The sequence below is a fragment of the Pseudarthrobacter sp. CC4 genome, from assembly GCF_048957775.1.
In the GTDB taxonomy this organism is placed as follows: Bacteria; Actinomycetota; Actinomycetes; order Actinomycetales; family Micrococcaceae; genus Arthrobacter.
On sequence record NZ_JARCCZ010000010.1, the window covers coordinates 162,218 to 173,208 of the forward strand.

Consider the following 10,991-nt stretch of genomic DNA (forward strand, 5'->3'; position numbering starts at 1 on the left):
TTGAAGACAACATCTACAACCCCCCAATCCCAAGGAGCATCCAAGTGACTGAACGCATCGTGCTGGCCTACTCAGGCGGCCTGGACACCTCAGTAGCCATCGGCTGGATCGGCGAAGCCACCGGCGCCGAGGTCATCGCCGTAGCGGTCGACGTCGGACAGGGCGGCGAGTCCCTGGAGACCATCCGCCAGCGTGCCCTCGGCTGCGGCGCCGTCGAAGCCTACGTGGCCGACGCCTCCGACGAGTTCGCCAACGAGTACTGCGTCCCCACGCTGAAGGCCAACGCCCTCTACCAGGGCCACTACCCCCTGGTTTCCGCCATCTCCCGCCCGGTGATCGTCAAGCACCTGGTCAAGGCGGCCCGTGAATTCGGCGCCACCACCGTTGCCCACGGCTGCACCGGCAAGGGCAACGACCAGGTCCGCTTCGAAGTGGGCATCCAGACCCTCGGCCCGGACCTGAAGTGCATCGCCCCGGTCCGCGACCTCGCCCTCACCCGCGACAAGGCCATCGCCTTCGCCGAGGAAAAGGGCCTGCCCATCGAGACCACCAAGAAGAACCCGTACTCGATCGACCAGAACGTCTGGGGCCGCGCCGTCGAAACCGGCTACCTCGAGGACATCTGGAACGCCCCCACCAAGGACATCTACGACTACACCGCCACCCCGGAATTCCCGCCGGCACCGGATGAAGTCACCATCTCCTTCGAAGCCGGCGTGCCGGTGGCGATTGACGGCGTCAAGGTCACCCCGCTGCAGGCCATCAAGGAACTCAACCGCCGCGCCGGCGCCCAGGGCGTGGGCCGGATCGACGTCGTCGAGGACCGCCTGGTGGGTATCAAGTCCCGCGAGATCTACGAGGCTCCGGGCGCCATGGCGCTGATCACCGCGCACAAGCACCTCGAGGACATCACCATCGAGCGCGAGCAGGCCCGCTTCAAGGCCACCGTTGGCCAGCGCTGGGCCGAACTGGTCTACGACGGCCAGTGGTTCTCCCCGCTGAAGCGCTCCCTGGACGCCTTCATCGAGGACACCCAGAAGTACGTCTCCGGCGACATCCGGATGACCCTGCACGGCGGCCAGGCCATCGTCAACGGCCGCCGCTCCGACACCTCGCTCTACGACTTCAACCTCGCCACCTACGACACCGGCGACACCTTCGACCAGTCCATGGCACGCGGCTTCATCGAGCTGTGGGGCATGTCCGCCAAGGTTGCCTCCGGCCGCGACATCCGGGTCGCGGGAAAGTAAATGGTCTCGGCAACAAATGAAGGCGCTCTGTGGGGCGGCCGGTTCGCCGGCGGCCCCGCGGACGCCCTGGCAGCACTGAGCAAGTCCACGCATTTCGACTGGCGGCTGGCCCGCTACGACATCGCCGGGTCCAAGGCGCACGCCCGCGTCCTGCACAAGGCCGGGCTGCTGGATGACGCCGAACTCGAAGGCATGCTGGCTGCCCTGTCGCAGCTGGATGAGGACGTTGCGTCCGGCGCCTACCTGCCCGCGGAGTCCGACGAGGACGTGCACGGCTCGCTGGAGCGCGGACTCATTGAGCGTGCCGGGACCCAGCTGGGCGGCAAGCTCCGCGCCGGCCGCTCGCGCAATGACCAGGTGGCCACGCTGGGCCGCATGTTCCTGCGTGACCACGCCAGGATCATCGCACGGGGCGTGCTGGCCACAGTGGACGCGCTGGTGGAACAGGCCAAGGCCCACCATGGTGTGGCCATGCCGGGCCGCACCCACCTGCAGCACGCCCAGCCGGTGCTGCTCAGCCACCACCTGCTGGCCCATGCCTGGGCGCTGCTGCGCGATGTGCAGCGGCTCCAGGACTGGGACAAGCGCGCCGGCGTTTCGCCCTACGGGTCGGGTGCCCTGGCGGGTTCCTCGCTAGGCCTGGACCCGGAGGCCGTGGCGGCGGACCTGGGCTTCTTCTCCGCCACGCACAACTCGATCGACGGCACCGCGTCCCGCGACGTCTTCGCCGAGTTTGCCTGGGTGTGCTCGATGATCGGTGTGGACCTGTCCAGGATTTCGGAGGAAGTCATCTTCTGGGCCACCAAGGAGTTCTCCTTTGTGACCCTGCACGATTCCTACTCCACCGGTTCCTCGATCATGCCCCAGAAGAAAAATCCGGATGTGGCGGAGCTGGCCCGCGGCAAGGCCGGCCGGCTGATCGGCAACCTCACCGGGCTGCTGGCCACGCTCAAGGGCCTGCCGCTGGCGTACAACCGTGACCTGCAGGAGGACAAGGAACCGGTGTTCGATGCCGCCGACACCCTGGAGCTGCTGCTCCCGGCCGTCTCCGGCATGATCGCGACGCTGAAGTTCAACACCGAACGGATGGAGTCCCTGGCACCCCAGGGCTTCGCGCTGGCCACGGACATCGCCGAATGGCTGGTCCGCCAGGGCGTGCCGTTCCGCGAGGCGCATGAACTCTCGGGCGCGGCCGTCAAGCAGGCGGAATCCCGCGGCGTGGAGCTGTGGGACCTGACGGACGAAGAGTACGCGGCCATCTCGGAGCACCTGACGCCGGAGGTCCGCACGGTCCTGTCCACGGAAGGTTCCCTGAACAGCCGCAACTCGCAGGGCGGAACGGCGCCGGCCGCCGTCGAACGCCAGCTCGCTGCGCTGGAAGCCGAACTTGCCGGCGTCCGGGAGTACGCCGGCTAGAACGCTCTCTCACTTAACGCGCCGTTTCTGCCAAGGCTCTCTCACTTTCCCTAAGAAAGTGAGAGAGCCTTGGCGATTTTCAAGCATCAAGTGAGAGAGCGTCGGGGGTTCACGCGGAGGACTCACCGCTACCATGGCGCAATGAGCGAAACCTTCCGGAAGTTCCTTCGCACCCTGCCCGACTTTCCATCCGACTTGCCCGGCTTCGACCCTGACAAGTCGCCGCAGGACCCGGTCCTGCTCTTTAAGCAGTGGTTGGACGAGGCCCTGGCGGCAGGGGAACCCCAGCCCCATGCCTGCAGCCTGGCCACCGTTGGCCGCGGTTCCGGCGGTGGGCAGCAACCGTCGTCGAGGATGCTGATCCTGAAGAACATCGACGACGACGGCTGGCACTTCGCCACGTCCCGCACCTCGCGCAAGGGCAGGGAACTGGGCGCCAACCCCTACGCCGCCCTGAACTTCTACTGGCCATCGCTGGGCCGGCAGGTCCGTGTGCTGGGTCCGGTGACGGAATTATCCGCGGAAGCTTCGTCCAGGGATTGGGCTGAACGGCCGCGTGCTGACGGCAGCGAAAACCCTGACTGGCAGCTCTATGCCATCCGCCCGGAGGAGATCGAGTTCTGGCAGGCCAGCCACGACGGCTCCCATATCCGCCACCGCCTGGGCGCGGACGGCGCACGGCTGGACTAGGCTGGGCGGCATGACCGCTCCCGAACCCGACCTCCTGCTCACCGGGCTTCACGCAGCTGCCGACGACGTCACCTCCGACGCCGCCAAGCTCACCGACGACGACGTGAAGGCTCCCTCCGCCCTGCCCGGCTGGACGCGGGGACACGTCCTTGCGCATCTCACGGGGATCTCCAACGCCATGGCCCGGCAGCTCGAGTACGCCGCCCGGGGGGAAACCATCGAGCTCTACGACGGCGGCATGGACGGCCGGAACAGGGCGATCGGCATGGCGGCCGGCCACGACGCCGCCACCCACAAGGCGGACCTGGCCGAGGCCCTGGAGCGGGTCCTGCGCGCGTTCGATGCGCTGCCGGGCATCAAGGACTCGTCGGCCAACCGCACCGGCTGGTGGGCGCCCATCTCCTATCGGGGTGGAGTGGTCCTGGACGGAGGCCTGGCCCTGTGGCGCGAGCTCGTCATCCATGACTCCGACCTCCTGACCGGCAGGGGACCGGAAACCTGGAGCCGGCCGTTTTGCGAGCACCTGTTCGATTTCCTCGCAGCCCGCGTCCCGCCAGGGGAGAAACTGGTGCTGCAGCCGCTTGGCCTGCCGCCCGTGACTGTCGGCAGCGGCAACCGGTCCACCGTGGTCAGCGGCATGGTCACTGATATCGCCGCGTGGCTGGCCGGCCGCGAACCCACGTTGGGGAGCCTGCGCGCTTCTGCAGCGGCCGACGGCGTGGACCTGCCGACGCTGCTGCCATGGCCGGCGGGAACGCCCGCGCCCAAGTGATTCAGGCGGCTTCGCGTGCCAGCAGGCTCTGCTTGATGGGCAGTCCCCACCGGAAGCCGCCCAGTGAACCGTCCGTGCGGATCACGCGGTGGCAGGGCACAAACAGGGCTGCCGCATTGAAGGCACAGGCGCTGGCGGCCGCCCGGACAGCTTTGGGGTTGCCGGCCAGCCCGGCGTACTCGGTGTACGTTACCGGGGAACCAGGCTGCACCAGCCGGAGCACATCCCACGCGTGGGCACGGAACGGCCCGGACTTCTGCCGCACGGGCACCCGCATGGCCGGCGCCGGATCGCCCGCATAAAACGCCTCCACGGCAGCCGAGATTTCCCCCAGGCTGGTGACCAGCTCAATCGAGGCCGGCCGCAGGGAAGGGTGGACCTGGCCGGTCAGGTCGCCGGGATTGCCGGTCCAGCCGCTGGAAAGGACCACGCCGTCCCGGGCAAGGATGGTGAACGGTCCGTCCGGGGTGGACATCTGGAGCAACTGGGCCTTCATCGGTTCGCCTTCTCTGTTGTGCCGGTGCCTGTTGTGCTGGTGCCTGTTGTGCTGTTGACTGCCGCGGCAGGGCGCGCCGCCGCCCGCCACAGGTGCATGGTGGCATAGGAGCGCCACGGGCTGACGTCATGGAAGCCAGCGCTTGGGGCCGCAGCACCGTGGAAATCGGGTCCCGCATCCGCCACACCGCTCAGCGCCTTGATTCCGTTCCGCACCGCCGCATCGTTGGCAAGGAATATGTCCGGGGCGCCGAGCACCCGCATGGCGAGGTAGCCCACCGTCCATGGTCCAACCCCCGCCAGCGGCAGCAGCTTCGCGCCAAGGCTGGCCAGGTCGTCGCCGTAGCCGAAATCGAGCCTACCTTCCGCCAACGCGGAAGCGGCTGCCCGGAGTGCCTCGGTTCGCTTCCGGGGCCCGCGCAGGAGGGCGTGGCCGTCCGCGGCGATTTCCGCTGCGGTGGGGAACATGCGGTCAAGGCCTTCGCCGGGGCTTTGGCTGGGGCGTCCGACGGCGGCCAGCTGAGTGAGTGCGGTCCGCGCCGCAGCTACGGTGACCTGCTGCCCGATCATCGCGCGGACCAGCATTTCCGCGGGATCCATCGCTCCGGGCATCCTGATCCCCGGGGCGCCTGCCACCGCGGCCGCCAGCCGGCCGTCCCCGGCCAGCGCGCTGTCGATGGCAACCGGATCCGCGTCCAGGTCGAACAGCCTCCGGACGCGGCTCAGCAGGGCCGGCAGGTCGCGGAGGTCCACCGCGCCGATGGTGAGGGTCAGCGGCCGCCCGGGAGCGCCGTCGTCGTAATCCACCCGGAACCTCGCGTCCCCGTGCGGAAGCCGCAGCGTGCGGGCGTAGGACGCCGCGGTGCCGGTTTCGATTCCGGGGAGGGCGCGAACGGCAAGGAACGTGAAAATCCCGGGGTCGAAGGGTTCCCGGTAGGGGAGGCGGAGGGTGATGGCGGTGGAGCCGGCGGGGGCCTTCGGATGCCGCGCCGCGCGCAGGGCAGTGGGGGTCATGTCGAAGACCTCCAGCATGGTGTCGTTGAACTGGCGGACGCTGCTGAAGCCGGCCGCGAAGGCGATGTCCGCTAGCTTCATGGAAGTGGACACCAGCAGGGTGCGGGCGGTTTGCGCCCGCCCGGCCCGGGCCAGCGACAGCGGCCCCGCCCCCAGTTCCTGGCTGAGGATGCGGTTGAGCTGGCGGGACGAATAGCCCAGGCGGGCTGCCAGGCCCTCCACGCCGTCCCTATTGATCACGCCGTCGTTGATGAGCCGCATGGCGCGCCCGGCAACATCCTGGCGAACGTTCCAGGCCGGTGTCCCTGGAACAGCCTCCGGAAGGCAGCGCTTGCAGGCCCGGTAGCCGGCGTCGTGGGCCGCTGCGGAGGTCTCGTAGAACGTAACGTTGGCCGGCTTTGGTGTCCGGGCCGGGCATGACGGGCGGCAGTAAATGCCCGTGGTCCGGACGGCAGTGTAGAACTGCCCGTCGAACCGGGTGTCCCTGGCATCGATTGCCCGGTAGCGCTGCCAGAAGTCCATTCCTCCATCCTGCCAGCCGCACTGGGTCCGGGCTAGCGGAAATCGGACAGGGCCGTTTCCCCTGCCCGTACCAAAAATGATCCGTATTGGCCGCCGGCTTTGGATAGAGTCTGGCCATGAGCAGAAATCCGCTGGCCGGCACATCGCTGCGGGATTTCCTTTCCGGAGATGCCCGCCAGTTGGCGCCCCTGCTGCTGGGGGCGGTGCTGACGCACGAGTCCCGGGAAGGCGTGGTGTCCGTCCGGCTCACCGAAGTGGAGGCCTACCTCGGGCCCGAGGATTCGCTCCACCCGGACCCCGGCTCGCACACCTACCGGGGCCCCACGCCTCGCAACGCACCCATGTTTGGCCCGGCGGGGCACCTGTATGTCTACTTCACCTACGGGATGCATCACTGCACCAACCTTGTGTGCGGACCGGAAGGAACGGCTTCCGCCCTCCTGCTGCGGGCCGGGGAGATCGTGGACGGCGTGGACCTTGCCCGGCGCCGGCGCCCCACGTCCAAGGATCCTGCCGACCTGGCAAGGGGTCCCGCGCGGCTGGCCAAAGCCATGGGGATGACGACGGCGGACAGCGGCCGCGATGCACTGGCGCCGCCTTTCGGGCTGGTGCTTCCGCCCCGCCCCGGCCAGCCGGTGAGTTCAGGCCCTCGCGTGGGAGTGTCCGGTGCAGGTGGAACGGACCAGTACTCCTGGCGCTTCTGGATCACCGGCGACCCCACCGTCTCCCAGTACAAGGCCGCCAAGCCCAGGAGGGCAAAACCGGATCCGGCCGGGTTTCACGGGCGTTAACGGAAATGGTTGTAGAATGGTAGGTCTGTCTTTTGCGATAGGGGAACGTTAAATGCTCGACGCCGATTTGGCCCACGAACGGGACTATGTTGCCGGCCTGTATGCGCGGCTGGAAGAGCTGCGCGAGGAAAAGCGCCGCCAACTGGCCCAGGTCCGCCGGGCCGGGGCCGTGGGCACCATGCAGAACGTTTCGGAACGTGACGCGTTCGCTGCACTGTATGAGGACCGCCTGGCGCAGCTGGATGCTGTAGACGACCGCCTGGTCTTCGGCCGCCTGGACCTGGACTCAGGCGAAGCGCAGTACATTGGCCGCATTGGCCTCACCACCGAGGACCTGCAACGGCTCATGGTGGACTGGCGCGCGCCCGAGGCCGGCCATTTCTACCAGGCCACTGCGTTTGACCGGCAGGGCGTCCGCCGCCGCCGGCACCTCATCCTGCAGGGCCGTGAGGTCAAGGCCATCGAGGACGACGTCCTTGACGCGGACATGCTTGCGGACAACGAGTCGCTGCAGGGCGAAGGCGCCCTGCTCGCCGCGCTGAACTCCAAGCGGACCGGCCGGATGTCGGACATCGTCAGCACCATCCAATCCGAGCAGGACCGGATCATCCGTTCGTCGATTTCCGGCGCGCTCGTGGTGCAGGGCGGTCCCGGTACCGGCAAGACCGCTGTTGCCCTGCACCGCGCCGCCTACCTGCTCTACACCCACCGCGACCGCCTCAAGACCGCCGGCGTCCTGCTGGTGGGCCCGTCGTCGTCGTTCATGAAGTACATCGAACGGGTGCTGCCATCCCTCGGTGAGACCGGCGTGGTCATGGCCAGCGTCGGCCGCCTCATGCCCGGAATCCACGCTGTCCCCGAGCCGGACGCCGCGGTTGCCGCCATCAAGGGCCGGCTGGACATGGCCGGCGTGGTGGCCAATGCCGTGGCCAACCGGCAGCGAATGCCCGCCGAGGACCGCATCCTTGAAGTCGACGGCCGGAAACTCGTGCTGACCCAGCGCCAGGTGCGCCGGGCAAGGGAACGGGCACGCTCCACCGGCAAGCCCCACAACGAGGCACGCGTGACGTTCGTCAAGATCCTGCTCCGGGAACTGACCGAACAGATGACGGAGCTCGTGGAAGCCGGAAACATCGGCAACAACGCCGACCGCTCCTACCTTGCCGAGGATGTGCGCAGCGCCCGTGACGTGCGGATCGCCCTCAACCTTTGCTGGATGCCCATGACGCCGGAAAAGCTGATCTCCGAGCTCTTCAGTAAGCCTGCCATCCTGGAAGCCTGCACGCCCAAGCTCGCCCCGGCGGAGCGCGCCCTGCTGCTGCGCCCCGCGGACGCGCCCTGGACGGAATCCGACGTACCCCTCCTGGATGAGGCTGCGGAGCTGCTCGGCGAGCTTGATCCGGCTGCGGGGCGTGGCCTGGCCCAGCAGGAACACGACCGCGCCCGGGACCTTGCGAACGCGAAGCAGACGCTGGTCAACATGGAGGCGGCGGGCGTGGACCCGCTGATGTCGGCCGAGGAACTGGCCGAGCAAAACCAGGAGCAGGAAACAAGGCAGACCGCTGCCGAGCGCGCCACCAGCGACCGCACCTGGGCCTTCGGCCACATCGTGGTGGACGAGGCGCAGGAGCTATCGCCCATGCAGTGGCGCCTGCTGGTCCGCCGGTGCCCCCTGAAGTCCTTCACGATCGTCGGGGACATCGCGCAGACGAGTTCGGTGGCCGGCGCGAATTCGTGGCAGGGCGCGCTTGCTCCGATGTTCGGTGAGCGCTGGCAGTTGGAGGAGCTGACGGTCAACTACCGGACCCCCTCCCAGATCGCCGAAGCCGCGGTCCGGATGGCCAACGCAGCCGGACTGGTGGTCTCGGCGCCCAAGGCTGTCCGCGAAGGACGCTGGTCGCCCGTCATCGACGAGGTGGATCCGGGCCAGGTGGTCAGCCGCCTGGTTGAGGTCCTGCCCGAGGAACTGGACGCGCTCGACGGCGGACTCCTTGCCGTCATCGCGGACGGCGCCTTTTTGCCGGAAGCCACTGCGGCCCTGCGCGCCGCCTACGGGCGCCGCGTGGGCGCGGGTGCAGGCAGCTATGAGCAGGACATCGTGGTGATCAGCCCCCGGGAAGCCAAGGGGCTGGAGTTCGACGGCGTCGTGGTGCTGGAGCCGTCCATGATGCTGAACCATGAGCACGGCAAGGTGGGGGACCTGTACGTCGCGATGACCCGCGCCACCCAGCGGCTGCGGCTTATTGCTTCGGAACCTGTGCCGGCCGGGATCAAGCGCTGATCCTGCCTGCCGCAATACTGCTAACTTAGAAGGCGTGCCAGAACTCAACAGCCTCGAATCGCAGCAGAACGACGCCACTTTTGCCAATGTCTGGCAGGAGCTGAAATGGCGTGGCCTGGTCCACGTCTCCACCGACGAAGCAGAACTCGAAAAACTGCTCGCCGGCGCCCCGGTGACGTACTATTGCGGCTTCGATCCCACCGCGCCGAGCCTGCACCTGGGCAACCTCGTCCAGCTCCTGCTCATGCGCCGGCTGCAGTTGGCCGGCCACAAGCCCCTCGGGCTCGTGGGCGGTTCCACCGGCATGATCGGCGATCCCCGTCCCACGGCCGAACGCACCCTGAACACCAAGGACACCGTCGCCGAGTGGGTGGGCTACCTCCAGGCGCAGGTCCGCCGGTTCCTCAGCTTCGAGGGTGACAACGCAGCCCGGATGGTCAACAACCTGGACTGGACCGCGCCGCTGAGCGCCATTGACTTCCTGCGTGACGTGGGAAAGCACTTCCGCGTGGGCACCATGCTGCGCAAGGACGCCGTGGCCTCCCGGCTGCACTCGGATGAGGGCATCAGCTACACGGAGTTCAGCTACCAGATCCTGCAGGGGATGGACTACCTCCAGCTGTACCGGGATTATGGCTGCGTGCTGCAGACCGGCGGCTCGGACCAGTGGGGCAACCTCACCAGCGGAACCGAGCTGATCCGCAAGGTGGAGGGCAAGAGCGTCCACGCCCTGGGAACTCCGTTGATCACCAACGCCGACGGCACCAAGTTCGGTAAGAGCGAGGGCAACGCCATCTGGCTGGACGCCGGCATGTGCAGCCCTTATGCCTTCTACCAGTTCTGGGTCAACACGGCGGATGCCGACGTCGTGAACCGGCTGAAGGTCTTTACCTTCCTTAGCCGGGCCGAGATTGAAGAAATCGCCGTGGCTGTTGCTGAGCGCCCGTTCGCCCGCGAGGGACAGCGGAAGCTTGCCTATGAAGTGACGTCCCTCGTGCATGGAGTGGAAGCCACCGAGAAGGTCATCGCGGCCTCCGCAGCGCTTTTCGGGAACGGCGACCTCACAGCCTTGGACAAGCCCACGCTGCAGGCGGCAACGTCAGAGCTTCCCTCTGCAACTGTCCAGGTGGATGCGATGGGAATCGTGGACCTGCTGGTTGCCTCCGGCCTCTCCGAAAGCAAGTCGGCCGCCAGGCGGACGGTTGGTGAAGGCGGAGCCTACGTCAACAACGAGAAGGTGTCCGACCCCGAAGCCGTGATTTCGGAGTCCGAACTTCTGCATGGGCAGTACCTGCTCCTGCGCCGCGGAAAGAAGAACCTCGCTACCGTGGAAGTCCTGGTTCCCTAGGCTTATCACCCGCCCCGCGAAGACCCCCTGCACGCTCCTCCGCAGCCGATTTGCACGGCCGCGGGGGAGCGTGTAATGTTTTCTGAGTCGCCGCCGCTGAAGCGGAAAAATAGCGACCAACCCCCACCAAAAAGTGAAGCAACTTCACGATGTGCAGAAGCACTGACGGAAGAAATTGCTCCGGTTTTTGATGGGCGGATTCGTTCCGCAGAGTGAATTCCGGGAAAACAACCGGATTTGCAAAGTGAAAATGAATGAAATAAGATTGAAACATCGCAGCGAAGAAATACGAAATAGAAATTCATTGAATTGAATTGTTTTCGGGAATATTCGAATGTGTCTGTTGTTTGAGAACTCAATAGTGTGCCAAGTTTGTTGATACCAATTGTTTTAGTGATTGGTTGAATTGACC

Annotated in this window: 10 protein-coding genes; 7 read left to right on the forward strand and 3 right to left on the reverse strand. The window is 66.9% G+C overall.

From position 1 onward, the window contains the following. The first annotated feature begins 44 nt into the window (after positions 1 to 44). The 4 genes from PV768_RS08910 to PV768_RS08925 all read left to right on the forward strand — a co-directional run bounded on the left by PV768_RS08910 (position 45) and on the right by PV768_RS08925 (position 4,128). Positions 45 to 1,250, forward strand: a complete 1,206-nt coding sequence (locus PV768_RS08910; RefSeq protein ID WP_009359388.1) for an argininosuccinate synthase — start codon at positions 45 to 47, stop codon at positions 1,248 to 1,250. Then, complete coding sequence (argH, locus tag PV768_RS08915) at positions 1,251 to 2,666, forward strand: argininosuccinate lyase (RefSeq protein WP_421092821.1); 1,416 nt, start codon at positions 1,251 to 1,253, stop codon at positions 2,664 to 2,666. It begins immediately after the preceding gene. A gap of 141 nt (positions 2,667 to 2,807) precedes the next feature. Further along, complete coding sequence (locus tag PV768_RS08920) at positions 2,808 to 3,356, forward strand: pyridoxine/pyridoxamine 5'-phosphate oxidase (protein ID WP_323057577.1); 549 nt, start codon at positions 2,808 to 2,810, stop codon at positions 3,354 to 3,356. Positions 3,357 to 3,366: 10 nt separating this feature from the next. After that, positions 3,367 to 4,128 carry a maleylpyruvate isomerase family mycothiol-dependent enzyme gene (locus PV768_RS08925; protein WP_421092822.1) on the forward strand — a complete coding sequence of 254 codons (762 nt, stop codon included), beginning with the start codon at positions 3,367 to 3,369 and terminating at the stop codon, positions 4,126 to 4,128. A 1-nt stretch (position 4,129) separates the two neighbouring features. On the opposite strand, the gene PV768_RS08930 is transcribed toward PV768_RS08925, so the two are convergent. Then, positions 4,130 to 4,624: a methylated-DNA--[protein]-cysteine S-methyltransferase gene (locus tag PV768_RS08930; RefSeq protein WP_157238552.1), complete on the reverse strand. Its 495-nt coding sequence runs from the start codon at positions 4,622 to 4,624 to the stop codon at positions 4,130 to 4,132. Beyond that, the gene (locus PV768_RS08935; protein ID WP_421092823.1) at positions 4,621 to 6,159 is read right to left on the reverse strand and encodes an AlkA N-terminal domain-containing protein; all 1,539 of its coding nucleotides are present in this window, start codon (positions 6,157 to 6,159) and stop codon (positions 4,621 to 4,623) included. The genes PV768_RS08930 and PV768_RS08935 overlap by 4 nt, the downstream gene beginning before the upstream one ends. 116 nt (positions 6,160 to 6,275) lie before the next feature. On the opposite strand from PV768_RS08935, the gene PV768_RS08940 reads away from it, so the two are divergent. From PV768_RS08940 to tyrS, 3 genes are read left to right on the forward strand one after another with little or no spacing between them, the layout of a single operon-like run. Then, entirely contained in the window at positions 6,276 to 6,950 is a 675-nt protein-coding gene (locus tag PV768_RS08940; protein WP_157238550.1) for a DNA-3-methyladenine glycosylase, read from the forward strand. Positions 6,951 to 7,002: 52 nt separating this feature from the next. After that, on the forward strand, positions 7,003 to 9,231 hold the full coding sequence (locus PV768_RS08945) for a HelD family protein (protein WP_421092824.1): 2,229 nt from the start codon (positions 7,003 to 7,005) through the stop codon (positions 9,229 to 9,231). A gap of 34 nt (positions 9,232 to 9,265) precedes the next feature. Then, entirely contained in the window at positions 9,266 to 10,579 is a 1,314-nt protein-coding gene (gene tyrS / locus PV768_RS08950) for a tyrosine--tRNA ligase (RefSeq protein ID WP_321215896.1), read from the forward strand. 5 nt (positions 10,580 to 10,584) lie between these two features. Here the strand turns inward: tyrS and PV768_RS08955 are convergent. Beyond that, on the reverse strand, positions 10,585 to 10,991 hold a 407-nt coding region (locus tag PV768_RS08955; RefSeq protein WP_421092825.1), incomplete at its 5' end, for a hypothetical protein.

Excerpts from the sequence above, each read along its gene's own strand:
- PV768_RS08930 (WP_157238552.1), bottom strand. The coding sequence starts at position 4,624 with ATGAAGGCCCAGTTGCTCCAGATGTCCACCCCGGACGGACCGTTCACC.
- PV768_RS08920 (WP_323057577.1), top strand. The coding sequence starts at position 2,808 with ATGAGCGAAACCTTCCGGAAGTTCCTTCGCACCCTGCCCGACTTTCCA.
- PV768_RS08925 (WP_421092822.1), top strand. The coding sequence starts at position 3,367 with ATGACCGCTCCCGAACCCGACCTCCTGCTCACCGGGCTTCACGCAGCT.
- PV768_RS08945 (WP_421092824.1), top strand. The coding sequence starts at position 7,003 with ATGCTCGACGCCGATTTGGCCCACGAACGGGACTATGTTGCCGGCCTG.
- PV768_RS08935 (WP_421092823.1), bottom strand. The coding sequence starts at position 6,159 with ATGGACTTCTGGCAGCGCTACCGGGCAATCGATGCCAGGGACACCCGG.
- PV768_RS08940 (WP_157238550.1), top strand. The coding sequence starts at position 6,276 with ATGAGCAGAAATCCGCTGGCCGGCACATCGCTGCGGGATTTCCTTTCC.
- argH (WP_421092821.1), top strand. The coding sequence starts at position 1,251 with ATGGTCTCGGCAACAAATGAAGGCGCTCTGTGGGGCGGCCGGTTCGCC.